10 protein-coding genes are annotated in these 17,478 nt (G+C 43.2%); 1 reads left to right on the top strand and 9 read right to left on the bottom strand.

Features of this window, described 5'->3' with window-relative positions; all coding sequences use genetic code 11:
* Positions 1 to 3: 3 nt before the first annotated feature.
* The 5 genes from AB5935_RS12015 to AB5935_RS11995 form a co-directional block, all read right to left on the bottom strand.
* Positions 4 to 3,273 (bottom strand): TonB-dependent receptor, encoded by a 3,270-nt coding sequence (locus tag AB5935_RS12015; protein ID WP_368327436.1) that lies wholly within the window; start codon positions 3,271 to 3,273, stop codon positions 4 to 6.
* A gap of 28 nt (positions 3,274 to 3,301) precedes the next feature.
* Complete coding sequence (locus tag AB5935_RS12010; RefSeq protein ID WP_007846881.1) at positions 3,302 to 4,288, bottom strand: FecR family protein; 987 nt, start codon at positions 4,286 to 4,288, stop codon at positions 3,302 to 3,304.
* Positions 4,289 to 4,352: 64 nt separating this feature from the next.
* A complete protein-coding gene (locus tag AB5935_RS12005; RefSeq protein WP_007843579.1) occupies positions 4,353 to 4,955 on the bottom strand; it encodes an RNA polymerase sigma factor in 603 nt (200 codons plus the stop codon).
* Positions 4,956 to 4,957: 2 nt separating this feature from the next.
* Positions 4,958 to 6,340 carry an MGH1-like glycoside hydrolase domain-containing protein gene (locus AB5935_RS12000; RefSeq protein WP_022185923.1) on the bottom strand — a complete coding sequence of 461 codons (1,383 nt, stop codon included), beginning with the start codon at positions 6,338 to 6,340 and terminating at the stop codon, positions 4,958 to 4,960.
* A gap of 159 nt (positions 6,341 to 6,499) precedes the next feature.
* On the bottom strand, positions 6,500 to 7,180 hold the full coding sequence (locus AB5935_RS11995; protein WP_005842367.1) for a zinc metallopeptidase: 681 nt from the start codon (positions 7,178 to 7,180) through the stop codon (positions 6,500 to 6,502).
* A gap of 211 nt (positions 7,181 to 7,391) precedes the next feature.
* Here AB5935_RS11995 and AB5935_RS11990 point away from each other — a divergent pair, with 211 nt between their 5' ends.
* Positions 7,392 to 8,294, top strand: coding sequence for a helix-turn-helix domain-containing protein (locus tag AB5935_RS11990; protein ID WP_007843585.1), 903 nt, complete (start codon positions 7,392 to 7,394; stop codon positions 8,292 to 8,294).
* Positions 8,295 to 8,398: 104 nt separating this feature from the next.
* Here AB5935_RS11990 and AB5935_RS11985 read toward each other — a convergent pair whose 3' ends face one another.
* From AB5935_RS11985 to AB5935_RS11970, 4 genes are all read right to left on the bottom strand, one after another.
* Positions 8,399 to 9,310, bottom strand: coding sequence for a hypothetical protein (locus tag AB5935_RS11985; RefSeq protein WP_007843588.1), 912 nt, complete (start codon positions 9,308 to 9,310; stop codon positions 8,399 to 8,401).
* A gap of 134 nt (positions 9,311 to 9,444) precedes the next feature.
* Positions 9,445 to 11,802, bottom strand: a complete 2,358-nt coding sequence (locus AB5935_RS11980) for a BamA/TamA family outer membrane protein (RefSeq protein ID WP_007830938.1) — start codon at positions 11,800 to 11,802, stop codon at positions 9,445 to 9,447.
* Positions 11,799 to 16,457 (bottom strand): translocation/assembly module TamB domain-containing protein, encoded by a 4,659-nt coding sequence (locus tag AB5935_RS11975; RefSeq protein ID WP_368327435.1) that lies wholly within the window; start codon positions 16,455 to 16,457, stop codon positions 11,799 to 11,801. The genes AB5935_RS11980 and AB5935_RS11975 overlap by 4 nt, the downstream gene beginning before the upstream one ends.
* A gap of 162 nt (positions 16,458 to 16,619) precedes the next feature.
* Positions 16,620 to 16,862 carry a hypothetical protein gene (locus AB5935_RS11970; RefSeq protein ID WP_244057957.1) on the bottom strand — a complete coding sequence of 81 codons (243 nt, stop codon included), beginning with the start codon at positions 16,860 to 16,862 and terminating at the stop codon, positions 16,620 to 16,622.
* Positions 16,863 to 17,478 lie beyond the last annotated feature (616 nt).

Raw genomic sequence — 17,478 nt, 5'->3', positions numbered from 1 at the left:
CAGTTAAAATTCTATATTCAGACCAAATACAAGTTGTTTTGTCATAGGGAAAGAAATACTTCCTCCCTGTTCGGGATCATAATTATCAATCTTGCTGAAAGTAAAGAAATTCTTTGCTGTAGCATATACACGGAGTCTGGATAGATTGAGATGTTTCAAAAGTTCCGGTTTGAAAGTATATCCCAACGTAATATCGCGTATTTTAAAGAAAGAACCATCTTCATACTTCAACGTTGAATAGTAAGTAACCTGTGTATAACTCTTACTTTTATTAGGACGCGGAAAAGCATTGGTAGGGTTCTCGGGAGTCCAGTAATCTACATTTCCACCATTTTCCAACGCATTGATACGATACGTAGTATTATAATCATACGCAATCCACTGACCCAAACGAGCATACAAGAATACAGACAAATCAAACCCCTTATAATTAAAAGTATTATTGAAACCAAAAGTTACATCCGGACGCTGACTGTAAATGATACGATCATCTGTCGTTATGACACCATTACCATCCACATCCTGTACCTTTATATCACCCGGTTCCTGTCCATTGGCAGCAGCGGCAGCCTCTTCACCCAATTGCCAGATACCTTCTTTCTTATAATCATAAAACACTTTGAAAGGTTCTCCTACAAACCAAGCATTCGCCTCATCCTTTAATTGTCCCGAAGCAAGTTCTTTTATTTTTTCCCTATTGTGTGACAATGAGAAATCTGAGAACCAGGAGAAGTTCTTGTTTTGAATATTAACCGTGCTCAGTGTCAAATCAACACCAGTACTTTCAGTCTTACCGATATTTTCCATAACCGAAGCATAACCGTTAATAGATGGAATTACACGATTCATTAAAATATCCCGGGTTTCTGCCTTGTAAATATCAATACTACCTGAAATACGATTATTAAAAAATCCGAAATCCAGACCAAGGTTATACTGCGTGGTAGTTTCCCAAGTCAGTTCCTTGTTTGACATCGTTTTAGGATAGAATCCATAAGCTCCCTCATTATTGAACGAATAAGTGGAGTTACCCAGCAAACCAACGGTTTGATAAGGATCAATAGCACATTGGCCAGATTGTCCCCAACTCAACCGGAGTTTTAAATTTGAAATAGCATCCACATTTTTCAGGAAATTCTCTTCATTGATACGCCAGGCCAGTGCTACAGACGGAAAGTAGCCCCATTTCTTACCTGGTGCAAAAACAGAAGAACCATCGGCACGCAAAGAAGCAGTCAGCATATAGCGATCCATCAATTTATAATTAACACGCCCAAAGAAGGAAGCCAGATTTTGATCGACCAGTGAACTCTTTATAGTGATTTCTTTTTCATTGGAATACAAATTATGGAACCAGTTATCAGCATATACTTGTCCCTTTCCACCTGCATAGGTATATTCTTTAGAGTTGAGAATCGTACTGGTTCCAACCATTGCCTGCAAACTATGGATATCAGAGAAGTCCTTTGAATAAGTCAGCACATTCTCCCATGTCAGATTACGTGTCATGGTGTGCTCTTTATAGGATTGTGAATCCTTGCCACTTCCCTGCAACGAGTTCTTATCACAGAAAAAGCCTCTACGCACATTCACTGAGTTCAATCCCAGCGTTGTACGGAATAAAATATCCTTGGTGATATTCCAGTTCAGGTACAAGCTGCCGAAGAAACGCTCCTGGATGGTATTATCCACACGCATGCCCTCCTGATCGTCAATCAACGGATTCATCTGAGTATTATAACCGGGAGACGGATACATCACTAAATTCCCCTCCTCATCATAAGGTTTCGAGATAGGAACAATTTTATTAGCCATATTCAGCGGACTATAACGATTATTCTTATCTACATAGGCATAGATAATGTTTGTCCCTACCTGCACATTGTCAAACAATTGATGGTCCAGTGCTACACGGGCATTATACCGTTTATAGTTATCATCCTTAAAGAGTCCCTCTTCGCTTCTGTAACCCAAAGATATATTATGTTTGGTTTTCGTATTGCCCCCGGATACAGACACCTCATAATTTTGGTTAAATCCGTTGTGCATCAACATGTCACGATAGTTCGTATCATATCCTTTTTCCAGATAAGTCAGTTCTTCAGGAGCAAATACAGCAGCATCCTCTGCGTATTTTCCTGTTGTTCTGTCCCGATAGGCCTCTCTTTTGTATTGGGCATATTCTTCAGCATCCATGATATCAGGATAATCAGTTATCATGGTAGAAGAAACAAAAGCATTAAAGGATACTTTTGACTTTCCTTCTTTTCCCTTTTTAGTCGTAATCATAATAATACCATTCGCACCCCGTGTTCCATAAATAGCTGTAGAAGAGGCATCTTTTAACACTTCAATAGATTCTATATCAGTGGGATTTATATCTAGCGAGGTACCATAATCAATACCATCCACAAGAATCAACGGAGCATTACTAGCCGTCAATGAACGCTCTCCACGGATTGTAAAATTAGGTGTGCTTCCTGCTTGCCCCGAAGAGTTTGTAAGATCAAGTCCGGCTACTTTTCCTTGTAATGCCTCCAAGGCATTGGTAGTAGGAATAGCTGTGATATCCTTACTTTTAATAGAAGCAATGGAACCGGTCATATCCCTTTTCTTTTGCACACCATAACCTATTACTACGACTTCTTCCAAAGTCTGATTGTCTTCTTTCATTTGTACATTCAATGTCTGCTGATTTCCGACAACTATTTTCTGTGGAACATAACCGATGTAAGAGAAGACCAAAGTGGCATCGGCATCCACTTCTTCCAACGTATAACGTCCGTCAATATCCGTTATAGTTCCTCCGCTATTTCCTTGAATAACTATACTTACCCCAATCAGCGGTTCATTATTAGCATCGGTTACTCTACCGGTGACTCTATGCCTGGAAGCCTGTACTTTACCGGAAGATGCCAGTACTTGTTTGGCAAGACTCACCACAATGGTATTATTCACCTTGCTCAATTGCAGACTAGTTTGTTTCCTGATTTGCTCTAAAGCCTGGTCGAAACTTACATTGTCCAAATCAATATCAATCGTATTATACTTTTGGACAACACTCTCATCATAGAAAAACTCATAACCGGAAAGGTTACTCAGTTTCTTGAACACATCAGCCAATTTTACTTTACGCATCTGCAATGTAACAGTCTGATTCAATTCAACTTGTGCTGCATGCACAGGGAAAGCAGCCATGGATGCCGAACCTAGCAACAAGGTCGGTACAAGCAATACTCGGGCCCACGAAGCCCTCTTCGCATGTTGTTTCATAGATCTTGATTATTTAATTATTAAGGTATTATTTATATAGAATATACGAATTGTTTTCTTTCCTGTATTTAATTCCCGTAGCCAAGCGAATGGACTCCAAAACCGCCTCCAAACTCCTATTATCATGCGTACCTGAAAGAAAATTATTAAAGACAAAACTTGAGTCCAATTGTATAGTGTAGTTATACACCCGTTCCAACCTCCTCGTCACTTCTTGTATCGGAGTACGGTTAAAGTATAACTTGTTCTGCATCCACAACATATAATTTTGAGTATTCACATGCTCACGTTCCAGATGCATATTGGTTTTATCCAATACCAATTGCTCTCCGGGAGTCAGTTTCAATTGTTCTTCGCCGAAATTCATCAGCACCTTTCCTGTGCATAGAGTCAGTTGCAGTTCCTCACTATCTTCATAATTATTCAGATTAAAAGTAGTACCCAAAACACGTATTTTATAATCCTGACTTTGAATAATGAAAGGACAGTCTTTATTTTTAGCTACATCAAAATAAGCCTCTCCCTTGAAATGAACGTAACGGTCTTCTTTTCCAAACTGCCTCGGATATTTCATATAAGAGCCTGCATTCAAGATCACTTTTGTCCCGTCAGGGAGCACCACTTTTTGTCTTTTACCATAAGGTACGTGTATTTCATATTGAGCAACCTTCATGTCTGCCGGATTAGCAAAATAAACTACGCTCAAAACGATGCAAAGCAATACAGCCGCAGCAATGCTCCCCCATTTTTTTACTAAATAGATAGAGTGACTCCGACGCCTGTCCTCGTAATTGCTGATAATTTGAAGTGCCTGACGCTCATTGGAAATCCATTCCTCCCATGAGGATGAAGACTCTTCCTCACCAGTTTTCCATAAACAAGCAGAAGCTTCATCAAAGTCTTTTGACCGGTCTGTCTTTTTGTCTGCCAACAGCTCCTCAATATCCTTACAGGTATAAATACCGTCAACAAATCTTTTCCAAACCGAATAATGTATCTTTTGTTTTTCTTTCATTATGCATTTCTTTCGTTTCTCTATAAAGGATACGAATCAAAAGCAAAAGGTGGGGATAGGAATCTTATGGTTTAACGTATTTTAATATGATTAGGCTTACAAGTATTGGACAGGCACTTATGAAAGGGATCAGATAAGCACGAATTTTCTCTAATGCATTTTTTATATGATCTTGCACGGTATAAACAGACAAACCAAGTTGTTCAGCTATTTCTTTATGAGACAGTCCTCTATTCCGGCTCAATTCGAAAATCTCCCGTTGGCGCGGACTCAACTGCTCCAAAGCCTGTGCAATCAATTCCTGAATATTCTTTTCTTCCAGACTCTTCTCTACATCATCTACATAATCAATGGCCTGTTCCATCAGTTTTTCGTATAGCACAGATCGGGCAGACAGAGAACGAAATATATCGTAAATACGATTTCTTGCTATAGTATAAAGAAAAGCGGAAAAAGACTGCTCAATCCGAATATCTTCCTTCTTTTCCCAAACGGTCAAAAAAATATCTTGTGTTATATCCTCAGCTATCTCTTTATCCTTGACAAAATGGACACAATAATAAAGGACCTGGGACTTATAAAAAGAGAAAAGATGGCTGAAAGCAATCTTGTCTCCATTTATAAGTTTCCGAATTAATTCCCGCTCTATGTCAAGAGGCAGCTTCATACCTAGAATTCAGTAACGAACGGTTTCCCATCCAACCATGCAGCCATATTCAACACCAGTAAATTCCAGTTCTGAAAACCTTTATTCAATACCGGCTCACCATTATCAGGCAGATAATATTCATGTAATGCCCCGAAACGTTCATAGTCACGTCCCAAAAGCAAAATGGTCTTTTCCGCCAATTCCCGGGCCTCTTCCGTAAATCCATATTTCACCAATCCACGAAAGACCAGATAATTCACATTAATCCAAACCGGACCTTGCCAGGAAGACGGATTCCCACTGGCACGTACATTATACATTTTTTCCAAAGGAGACAAAGTACGGATTCCCGCCGGAGCGTTAAAGGAGCAAGTATCATGAAAATGAATCCGCACTATTTCCTTTGCTTGCTCCGGAGTGGCTATTTCAGCCCACATCGCCATAAATCCGCTCCACACACTAAGACGCTGAATCAAACAATCATAATCACGCGGCTGCCCTACGTGCAGAAACAATTGTCCCGGGTACAGCCCCTTTATATCCGGTTTCTCCACCGGAAGCAGATTCAAATCCACACTATAATAAAAACGGTCACGCGGGTCCCAACAATGTTCTTGTACCTTTCCTTTCAATACCGCCGCTTCTTTCTCAAAGGAAACTGCTATATCATCCAAATTCAGACAGCCGGCCAAGTATGCCATAGCCTGTAATTCGCGATACATCAACGCGTTCAAGAAGATGGATCCCGAACTGCCTTGAGGACGATAAAAAGTACTGGGATCATTATCAACTCCGATAGCCTCATCAGTTTCCCAATAGAATAACCCGGTCGCCTTGTGACGATGAAAATTCAAATATTTACAGACAAATGCCTGCAACGTATAAAAATCATCGCGCAACCACTCCGCATCCCCGTTCATATTGCGGACAATAAAGGCGGCATGTTGTGCCAATGTAGGTTTGTGCATATTGCTTTTCCAAGGGTTCCGTGTTTTCAACATCTCTTCGCGGCTAGGGGCATTCCGTTCTATCCAGATAGGAATCCAACCGTCCATACCTCCATAGTGCAAGGAATTGAGGATGCATCCCTGTTCATACTTCAGGGCCTCCTGCTTATCCTTTTCCGTGCCGTTCTCTAATAAGATTTGACGCAGAGCGATGTTGCTCAACCAAGAATCCCAATCCCATAGCATATCCAAGTATTGATTACTTCCCGGAGCAAGGAACGGAAAGACTAAAGCTCCTCCGGCTTCACGATACATGCCTTTCATATCTTTATAAATATGAGCACGGCACAATTCTTTGTATTTTGCAATATTCCCGGGAGTACGTTCCGGCATTTGTGCATTTAGCATAAACGGGAAACAACAAATTGTTAAAAAGATCAGTAATTGTTTTTTCATAGGTATTATCTCATTTTGCTGACGGGACAAAAATACAAATTAAAACGAAAAGAAAAAGAGATTAAAACAAAAATTATTTCGAAACAAATCAAAATATAACCAGAAAGGGCTACCCACAGGCAGCCCTCTATAATAAAAATATATTTCCCTTATAAGGTCTTAGTCGCGACGTCCCATATAAATCATTATATAGTAAATCAGTGTAGCCAACGAACTAAGTGCCGCAACCACATAGGTATAAGCAGCCGAACGCAACGCATCCTCTGCCGCATGATGGTTATACGAATTGGTAATTCCGGCCTTGCTCAACCATACCAACGCACGCTGGCTGGCATTGATCTCAACAGGCAACGTAATAAAGCTGAAAAGAGTAGTCATGGCAAAAAGACAAATTCCTGCCAATAATAACTGCGGGAAAGTATTCACCATCAAAATACCTGCCAGTAACACCCAAGTCATAATAGAAGATGAGAACTGCACCACAGGTACCAAAGCCGAGCGCATCTTTAGCGGAGCGTATGCACGCGCATGTTGCACGGCGTGTCCGCATTCATGGGCGGCAACTGCCGCAGCAGCTACACTGTTACTTCCATATACCCCTTCACTAAGGTTCACCGTTTTGTTTGCCGGATTATAATGATCGGTCAGCATACCCGGAGTACTGGTTACACGCACATCATAAATACCATTATCATGTAACATTTTTTCAGCCACATCCTTTCCTGTCATACCACTAGCCAAAGGCATCTTCGAGTATTTCTTAAACTTGCTTTGCAGACTATTCTGTACAATATAGCTGATTACCGCGATTCCAATAAATAAGATCCAATACATTGACATAGTTTTGTTCTTTATAATTTTGTTGTTAAATATACATGTTATTATGTACAAACAGTTTGCCAACCTCACCCTTTTAAATAGAATTAAGATTTTCTGCCATCAAGCTCTTCTGTATTCACATCCGTCAATTTCATTTAAAAAATAATATTATGAGAAAAAAAGAATGGATTATTGACTTTTGATTTATACATTTGGGGCAAAATTAAGAAATATGGAACATGAAATAGGAAATATATCCATAGCCCGTATCCGACAGATGAATCCCTGTTTAAAAGGGATTAACAATGATTTTGTAATGGATAGAAGCGAACATTACATCCCCGAGAATATGAACCCCATCTTTAAATACCCATTACGGCTGGATGGAATCATTATCTCTATCCGTGAAAAAGGCTCTGCCAAAGTCAATATCAATTTACGGGAATACGACATTGAGAAAAACGATCTGATTATTTGCGCTCCCGGCGATATTCTACAGTCCATGTTATCACCGGGCATTCATTTGTCACAAATGTTTTTAATATCATCTGATTTCTTAAAAGAGATGTATATCAACCTGAACAGTTTCATGCCATTTTTCATCTCATTGAAAGAGAATCCCAAATTCCATTTGACAGAAAAAGAAGTGCAGGAACTGAAATCCTTCTATCAACTCATAGAAGAAACAGTAAGCCGGAACGATAACTTCAAAACAGAAATCGTACGTAGGCTGATGGGAGCCTATTTATACAAGATAGGTTCTATTCTTCATAGAAGACAGCCGGAATTCCTTTCTGAAAATCCGAAATCACTGAAAAGAGAAGAAGTATTATTTAATCAATTCATTAATCTGCTGACTGAACATCACCGCAAAGAAAGACGCGTAGACTTTTACGCGGAGCAATTATTCCTGAGTCCCAAACATTTCTCCACCGTAGTAAAGAAAGTAAGCGGAAAAACCGCCGGAGAATGGATTGACGAATATGTAATACTGGAAGCTAAAGCTCTATTGAAATATTCCGTCATGTCTATTCAGGAAGTAGCCTATTTTATGAATTTCCCGAACCCTTCCTTTTTTGGCAAATACTTTAAGCACCATACCGGGTTATCTCCCAGCGAATACAAGATGCAATAATAAAAACAGAAGATAAGAAATAGTAATCCAACGGGGGCTGTCCGAAAAAAAACGGACAGCCCCCGAAAGTAAATTATATAAGTGTGACCACACTACCTCTCATCTTAAAATAATTTCGCAGGATATTCACCGGCATCCACCAATGCCTGGATCTTATCAACCACACTCTGACGGTCTTCAGGATAAGTTACTCCAAACCATTTGCTGGTAGTATCCAATACCTCAACGGTAGCAGTACCGTCATTAATCAGCTTGTCCACCATCAGCGGAATAAAGAATTCACTCTTCAAGTTTTCCATATTTTTAGGATCACTCAAGAATGCTTTAAAGAATTCCTTGCTGTAAGCAAAGTAATCAGGAGTAAAGCCCCAGAAGTTCATGCTCACCGGAGTTGTGTCAGGGGTAGCTGTCCATTCGCCATTGTCGTCAATATACTTCACTTCTCCGTCTATGCGCTGAATCTTGGTACGTTCTACCACGGAAGTCAACAAATGATCCGCATTGGTTCCGCAGATGCCGCGGGATACCGTTCCACTCTCGCTCAATGTATTTCCTACGCGGAAGCCCACCATAGCGTAAGTGTTTTTAGCACCTTCGGGCAATACAGAAAGGAACTTGCCCATTACCTGGAATGAGTCACGGCCATAGAAGTCATCGCAATTGATCACTGCAAACGGTTCCTGTATCACATCAGCTCCCATCATGACAGCATGGTTAGTTCCCCAAGGTTTTGTACGCTCCGCAGGACAAGTAAAACCCTCCGGCAGATTGTCTAAAGCCTGGAATACCAGTTCGCAAGGAATATGACCTTCATATTTAGAAATAATCTTTTCACGAAAATCTTGTTCAAAATCTTTACGGATAACAAAGACCAGTTTTCCAAAACCGGCGTTGATAGCGTCATAAATAGAATAATCCATAATAGTTTCGCCGTTAGGACCCAGACCATCCAATTGCTTCAATCCTCCGTAACGGCTGCCCATACCAGCCGCCAATAAAAATAAAGTTGGTTTCATAGTTTATTTATTTAAAATTGAATATTTGATGGTACAAAGCTACAAAATAATACGGAGGAAAAAAGCTACATTCCATTCAAATTCGAGCATAAATCAATCATTTCCCTCCTTTTGACGCAAATCAAGCCCTATTTCTAGAAAGGATAGCCGATAGCAAAGTGCAATCCCAGTCCATCCTTAAACTTAGGAATATTATAATATCCTTTCTTGCCGGTGTCATACGGATCATGAAGAGCAATACCCAGATCCAGGCGGATCACCAGGAAAGTAAGGTCATAACGCAACCCCACCCCAGTACCCAAAGCTACACTTTTAGCAAAATTACGAAGAGTAAGCAAACCGCCGGGGCGTATATTCTCACCTTCCTCATTCTTTTGCTCACGCAGCAGCCACACATTTCCCGCGTCCAGAAAAGCTGCCCCATACAAATCACCCAGGATAGGGAAACGGTATTCCACATTCGCTTCCAGCTTCACATCTCCGGTCTCATCCAGATAACCATACTGTTTATCTTCAGGACGATAAGAACCGGGGCCGATAGAGCGCACTGTAAACGCACGGATACTGTTGGCTCCCCCAATATAGAACTGCTCGCTGTAGGGCGCTACAGTCTGGTTCCCGTATGCATACAAAATCCCCCCCATCAAACGAGTGGCTATATGCTGTTTCTCTCCGACTTTAAACAAACAACGCACTTCGGATGTCATTTTCAGGAATTGCGCATAAGGACTGTTCAATAACTTCTTATCTGTTTCCTTGAATCCTTTCCCAAAAGCAGCATACACCAACGAAGTCAGATTACCAGCCGAAGTAAAGGACGTCTCCCACCATAAATTATTGCGTTTCTTCAACGGGGCGTTATCATACGTAAACGTATAACTCATAGCCGGAATAAACTGATTTCCCAAACTGATCTTCAAACTCCGGTTCTTGTCCACTATCGTATCAAAACGTGTAGTAGTATGCTGCAACGTATTAAATGCCAGTCTGAAAGGAGTCACCGTATGTTTCCATACCCGCGAAGGCTGGAAATCGTATGACACCGTTCCACCGAAAGAAAGCATTTTAAAGAAACGGGCACGGTTCAACTGACTGGCATACAACTTAAACGAGGTATGCTGCGGAAATCGTGAGCGCATCATTTTTTTACTCATCCACGGCAACACCAGGCGAGGATACTCCAATGAGAAAGAAGTTCCCAGCTCGTATGAATTCAATTTAGAACTGTTCCCATCCGCCGTAGAATTGGTCTGCCATTCGTATGACCCTTTCAACTGGAAAGAAAGCGTGGCGGCTGTACGCATGAAATTCTTCCGCGAGAGGCTGAAAATCGCTCCGGGACCAGTCTGATCCGTACTTTTGGTAGTCACATTGAATTCCAGTTCTCCGTCATACGGCAAATCGAATGTAGCATTCATCCGCACATTCAGCGTATCACACCCCGGCAATGTATCTTGCGGGGCATAGCGGAACTCGGCAAATTTGAAAATGCCCAGACGCGCCAAGGCTTCCTGCGTAAAATTCTGGCGGGCCTGAGAATAAAGCTGCCCTTTCTGGTAAAAGAAGCGCTTAGCCAATACTCCGGGGCGGATACCGGGTTTCTTACCGCTATAGTGTAAAGTCATTCCCGGAAAGACGATGGAATCAGTGGGTTCCTCCCCTTTATATCCGGTGAGATAAACAGAGGTATTCCCTATATAATAAGGTTTTTTCGCATCGGCAGGCACTCCGGCTTTCGGGACAACCTGCAAACTGACCATTCCCGGTTTGCGCAAGGTATCCGCACGGAAAGTAATGAATTCGGGACGGAAATAATAATAACCATTGTTACGGAAAAGGGTACTCAGCCGCTGGCGTTCCTCCTCCAGTTTCAATACACTGAAATTATCTCCTTTATGCAATACCCTCTGGTCATAAGCAGCCCTGATCAGACTATCGGCGCGAGGAGGATATTTCAGATACATGACAGAGTCCAGATAATAAGGGTTCGCCATATCAATCTTATAACTTAACTTGGCTTTCCGAGGATTCTTCAACGAGTCTACAGAATAAGTCACAGCACCATTGAAAAAGCCATAATCGTGCAACAGATTGGTCGCCACCTTCACACGGGTTTCCGGGTTCACTGTAGACAAATACACCGGAGCAGCCCCCAGCTTGTTGAAGATCCAATGCCCCACCCCCTTTTTATCCTGGTATTTCACAAAATCATTGTATATCCACAAACCGAAAGGAATGGGAAAACGCAAGGAGTTGCTTCCCAGAATGGCATTATTGGGAGGATAAGACAAAGCAGCCTCCACCTCTTCCAAAGTCTGGACACCGGCAGGGGTCTTGTCCTCATTCAGAATCTCCATATTTTTCACACCGACATATAGCGTTTCGTCTTCCGGCAAGTTCCTAGTAGTAGAGCAGGCAGCTGTCACCAGCAACAATACCGATAATAGAAGCAGGTTTATGTTATGTTTTCTCTCCATATCTCCAACGATCATTTTTTCTTCTTAGACTTGAAAATAAACAGTTCGCCCAGGTGGCTCATCTTCTTGCGAAGCACAATACCCACACCGGTCTCTATGATCTCACCTTCCAGCACACTCTCATAATTCTTGTCGTGGAAGAGCTTGACATACCGGGTACCGCTGTTGTCCAGGCGGTATTCTATGGATACATTATCAATAAAGGTTTCATCCTGCTGTACCGTACTTCCGGTAGACACTTTACCGCCTACCACTATACGGAAGCGGTTATTCCAGAAACGTTTGGCGAACTGGAAGTTATAATCCGTGCGTTTCCCGCCGCTATCGGCATCATCCACCGTTTCCATGCCCACATTGATATCAAGTGCTTTTCCGGCAATATTCGAGATTTCGCTCTGCAAGAATGAGTTCAAGGCATTATTCACATTAAATCCTCCCGTAGAGTTTCCTTCAGCCATATACATTCCGGTCACCAGCATGGTGACAGCCAGTTTTCCCCGTTCCTCCACCGACATGGCATTCAGCTGGTCTTGCACAGACGCATCCTCGGGAGCCGAAAGGGTAAACGCCAGCCCCAGATTCTCCAGACTCTGGCTCAAAGCGATCCCTACATCAAACCCGACGATACGCGAAGTCTTTCCATCCTCGCCCACCGAAGCACGGACCCTTTCGGTCGCGGTAATGTTCAGTTGCGGATTCATGATATTTCCCGTCCACTCCACATAACTGCCATTTTGAATATTAAAAGTCTTCAGTGGAATAATCGGAATCTGATATTTCATCTCCCCGCTCATCAAAGAATAACGCCCGGTCAGCAACATATCCCCCTGAGGAGTGTACTGGAATGACAAGTCTCCGCCCCCTTCCAGCAACATATAGTTGGAGCCGTCCGGCACCAGATCCACACGTGCCTGCACCGCCTGGTCTATATGCATGGTCATGGCCACATCCATCCCTCCCAAAGAGATTTGCTGGACAGAGGACTCTTCCACCGAGGTTGTGTCGTTAAAATTGACAAAAGTCACCATATCCCCCAAACGGTCGTTCACCGTCAAGGGAGAGTCTTTCAGGACATAGGTCACATTGGTCTTCCCCAATATGTTCATGTTCCCCCGCATCACCAGTTCCTCCACAGGACCGCGCAGCGTTGCGTTAAAGTCCACATACATCTTGCCGTAAACCATAGCCCGCTTGGTACGGGGAGCATTCAGCAACTCATAATTCTCGGCATGCATTTTAAGGTTCACCGCCATCCGTTCCAAATCCGAGAAGTCCACCTCTCCATTAATCGTAAAAGGGGTCTTCCCTTTGGTGAATATATCAAAATCCTTGAACATCATCTTACTGTTCACCACCTGCACCGGTTCATTATCAAAACGGAACATGGCAGACATTTCCGGCATGAAGAATGTCACAGAGTCCAATGCCAGTTCCCCATTCAGCAAGGGCTTGGCAGGATCCCCTTTCATGGATAAAGTTCCGTCAATATCCCCGTTCAGTTCCACCATACGGTCGGGAACAAACGGATTGACAACATTCAGCGGGAAATGCTCAAAAGCCATATCCGCACTCAGACTTCCTGTCCCTTCCGCAGCAGGTAGATAGATACCTCCCAAATGAGCTATTTCCTTGCCATCACGGCGTATGTAAGCGTCCAGATGATGATCTTTCTCCTCACCCGGCAGATACACCCCGCTGAATTCCCAATTTCCCAGCGCACTACCTTCGTACTTGAATTCGTCCACGCGCAAATCACTGCTCACCATCATATACGGACCAGAGTCTATATAGTGTGCTTCCGCCCCTATCCACCCTTCTATATCAGGCATGTAAGGGAGAATACGCCGGAATTCTTTCAAATTAATGCGTGAAAGTTCAAAAGTCATATCCTGTTTAGCAATAGTATCCTCACGATTCGTATAAAAACTGAGTCCGGAGCCTTGGTCGTCATGCAAATTCAGATTAGCATGAATCCGCCCGTTATTCGCCAGATAAATATAATTATCCCTGTTTACGGTAAAAGGACGGTATACCAGCGTGGGGTGTTCCGGAAAGACCTTCATGCGTATGCCGTGACGGCGCAAGTCGGCCGTCACGCCCATATATACCCCCTGTTCCTTACGGGCATTAAGATACTGCACCAACAGCTGGGCATTATTATTTCCTATATTTCCTTCCAAAGTCACGTCAAACGCTTCCTGCCCCGGTTTAGGCCCATTTACCACTCCACTCAGCAGGTTTATTCCATTCATGTCTTGTTGCACGTCCAGATAGATCGTATCCAACACCAGACTGTCCGTACGCAATCCATATAAATAAGCCTCTCCGTTCAATCCCTCTGTCGGAGATGAATCCATATCCATAAACAAACGGCCGTATGACAACCCCATCATAGAAAGGTAATTGGCTATCGGATTATCGGGACCTGAAGATATCCTCAGGCAAAGCCCCGGAAGGAATTCCCGAAGTTCTTCCTGCTCAATATGTTTACTATTCCATTGTTCCGTCAGTTTCTTCATCAGCATCTCCGCCCTGCCGGAAATAGATTCAATGTGCCCTGCTCCTTCCAGGCTCAGATCAAGGTCACCTGCACGTAAATAAGCAGAAGTAGAATCTCTGGAAGTGCTGAATCCGACAAACAGGTCCTTGGAATGGGAAGTACGTTTGGCAGTGACAATCGTGGCATTTGTCATCTCGGCCTCTACGGCATACCTTTTTCTGAGATCACTGCTGAAGCGGACACCCAAGTGCTGGGAGGTCTGAAAACGGGTATCCATCAGATGAAGCGCCTGCCAATCCAAATGAGCCACATCCATTTTCAAGTTGCCCGAAACATCATGAGGTTTTAAGATACCATCCAGATGCGCCTTGATATCCATGGTCCAGTTTTTCACTGCCAGTGAAGCATGTACCTTCGATTTCTCCAGTCCGGCAGCCAGTGAGATTCCTGTCAAATGATAACTGCCATAATGGAAACGGTCTATACCGCCCTTTGCATTGAAATAAGTACGGGGGGAGAAAAAGTCAAAACCTTCCCCCTCCACTTTCAGACGGGTGGACAGGGTGTACAAAGAATCGGCTGGCATAAACTGGTGCAAGTCAAAATGATTGACAGCCAAGTCTGCCTCATACCTGTCACGCGACAAGTCGTATTTGGCAAACAGACGGGCCGCCCGTTCCATCTTGAAATCATCCGCCACGGAGATGCTGTCATTATAAACTGTTATAGGAATGGTATCGGCCGCAGCCACCGCGTGCGCTTCAGGCTGCATCAGCAACAGGTCCGTGCCCATTTTAGGGCCCGCCATCGTAAATTTACCCTCCAAGCGCGTTCCGTATGGAATTTCTATTCCTTCGGCCAACGTGGAGATAAACTTCAAATCTTTGGTTTCAGCTTGCAGCGTGATATCTCCTCCACGCAGCAAGCTGTCCGTCAGGCTAGTCAGCTCACCTTTGGCGAACAGTTCCAATGCACCGGGAAGTTCTGCGGTAAGAGTGGTCAGTTTCAGTTTGTTCAAATCCCCGTCAATCCCTGTACGGATGCGCAGGGGTTCGGAAGGATATTTCCGGATAAACTTTTCATCCATACTTCCCATGAATCTCACCACATCCGGTTTTCCGATATCAGCCATCAGGCGTGCGGACACCAAGCCTTCCTTCTTGAAATCCAAGGCATCCCAATCCATCGCAGCATTCAGTTCCAGATAAGAATCCCGGGTTTCCAGTTTCAATGAAGGCACACGCAGCACCTTGTCATTGGATACCAGCCGCCCTTCGGTAGAAACGATCTCCACCCCCGAACGCTCTTTCAGCACAAACTGACTGATGACGGCTTTCATATTCCTGCCTTCGTAGTACAGGGAGTCCAGCTTCACACCGATATCCGTCAAGGCAATATGGGACGGATCCAGTCCGGCGGACAAGCTGTCGGCAGATGCGGTGGCACTCGGCCTCCCGCTGTCATAGCGCACGCGCCCGTTCTTTATCCGGAAAGTTTGCAGCGAATAGGCCGATTTATGCAAGTCTATCAGCCCGTCGCGCAGTGTGGCATTATCCAGCGAAGCCGCCAATGACAAACTGTCCAAAGGCATATCCAGTGCAAAGGATACATTCTGCAAATCAATATCCTGTAATATTATTTTCCAATAGGTGGTGTCACTTGCAGCCGTATCGGCCGCAGCGGTGTCATTCAGGCAGAGAGATAAATCCGTATCTTTCAACAAGACTTTGTTAACGATGGCAGTTTCGGGGTCCAGCGCCACTCCATGACTGGAGATGAACAATTCCCCCAAAGTACCGTTCAACCTCATGCCATGTATCAAGTCATTAGAATTCACTGTGGCTCCTTGCAGGGATATGCCATCCACTTCCACCTGCTTTTTCAGCAGTGGCAGCAACTGCACATTCACTTGCAGGCGGCGCACACTGAGCAACGTATCCTTATGCGGGGAAGCGGCATCTACATCGGTCACCACCAGATTCAACGGAAAAGACAAAGAGATACGTCCCACGGAGATATTCATACCGGTAGCTTCCGAGGCATATACAGCAGCTTTGTCCACCAGAAAGTTCTGAATGGGTGGCAAATAAATCAATATACATAAAATGATGAACAGAATGAACGGAGATGCTATCGTCCACAATGTCCAACGAAGCTGTTTTTTCTTCATTGAGTGTCTGTACAAGTATTCCTGCAAATTTAAACAATTTTATCGGCATAATGGTTGAAAGAACGCAGCTTTTATCTTTTGTTTCCCATAATTTATTAAAAAAAGAACTTACGGCATACCTGTTGCTACCGGGAAAGATTTATAATCTTTCAGGTATAAGATCTATAATCTTACCGCCGCAAGATTTAAATCTTTCAGCTCTCCCGTCTGTTCCCATAACATGAACAATACAGACACAAAACGGCAGATGCCCAAGAAGACGGAAGCTACTTCCAACGCAGACGCAGACGCGGCAGACGCAGGTCCTTTTTTCTCACACACGTGCGTGTACATTATAATGCGATTAAATCCGGCATCTCTCATCAAAGGCTCCTCCCCCTGAAACGATGTATGCCATACTACCATTTAATGCGAATTTCAAGACTTATGCAAGCCATGTTATTCAGAAACTTTTTTAATTTCCTTTTTTCCAAGTCTTATCATCCCCTTCCGGTTTTGCCGCCGGTCTTTTTATCTTTTTTCCTTCGTCTTTTCTCTTTCCGGCGCTTCTCTTCTCCTCACTCTGCCTCGTTTATTTTTCTTCTCTATAATAGGTACACGCACGTGTGTGAGAAAAAAGGACCTGCGTCTGCCGCGTCTGCGTCTGAAGTATTTTATATGACTATCAGTAACCTATATGAAACTCACATGAGAACGGGCAACGGATAAGAAAAAGGCAAACTGTTTAGAACCACCATATTCCTCATGCTTTCAAATAACTCTTTATCTGTCTGTATATGACAGATAAAGAAAAAGAGCATATTATTTCTATAATAACAGTAAGGCGACTGCTGCCATGCAAGGTCAAGAGTACAAAAATATTTTATCTGTTTCGCATATTTGAGCCTTACAGCAAAGCTACTGTGGAATAATACCTGTACTTTTGTATCGGAAACAGGAAAGCTCTGTCGGTTGTCTTGGAAATGTCGAACTAAAAATCATATCGTATGAAAACAAAAGTAGCATCATTAGCTTTATTATT

Origin of the sequence: Phocaeicola sp. RTP21198st1_B8_RTP21198_201120 (genome assembly GCF_040929485.1) — a bacterium.
Classification (GTDB): domain Bacteria; phylum Bacteroidota; class Bacteroidia; order Bacteroidales; family Bacteroidaceae; genus Phocaeicola; species Phocaeicola dorei.
The sequence above is the reverse complement of the archived record's forward strand: the minus strand, read 5'-3'. Positions and strand labels throughout refer to the sequence as shown.

Excerpts from the sequence above, each read along its gene's own strand:
- AB5935_RS12015 (WP_368327436.1), bottom strand. The coding sequence starts at position 3,273 with ATGAAACAACATGCGAAGAGGGCTTCGTGGGCCCGAGTATTGCTTGTA.
- AB5935_RS12010 (WP_007846881.1), bottom strand. The coding sequence starts at position 4,288 with ATGAAAGAAAAACAAAAGATACATTATTCGGTTTGGAAAAGATTTGTT.
- AB5935_RS12005 (WP_007843579.1), bottom strand. The coding sequence starts at position 4,955 with ATGAAGCTGCCTCTTGACATAGAGCGGGAATTAATTCGGAAACTTATA.
- AB5935_RS12000 (WP_022185923.1), bottom strand. The coding sequence starts at position 6,340 with ATGAAAAAACAATTACTGATCTTTTTAACAATTTGTTGTTTCCCGTTT.
- AB5935_RS11995 (WP_005842367.1), bottom strand. The coding sequence starts at position 7,180 with ATGTCAATGTATTGGATCTTATTTATTGGAATCGCGGTAATCAGCTAT.
- AB5935_RS11990 (WP_007843585.1), top strand. The coding sequence starts at position 7,392 with ATGGAACATGAAATAGGAAATATATCCATAGCCCGTATCCGACAGATG.
- AB5935_RS11985 (WP_007843588.1), bottom strand. The coding sequence starts at position 9,310 with ATGAAACCAACTTTATTTTTATTGGCGGCTGGTATGGGCAGCCGTTAC.
- AB5935_RS11980 (WP_007830938.1), bottom strand. The coding sequence starts at position 11,802 with ATGATCGTTGGAGATATGGAGAGAAAACATAACATAAACCTGCTTCTA.
- AB5935_RS11975 (WP_368327435.1), bottom strand. The coding sequence starts at position 16,457 with ATGAAGAAAAAACAGCTTCGTTGGACATTGTGGACGATAGCATCTCCG.
- AB5935_RS11970 (WP_244057957.1), bottom strand. The coding sequence starts at position 16,862 with ATGGTAGTATGGCATACATCGTTTCAGGGGGAGGAGCCTTTGATGAGA.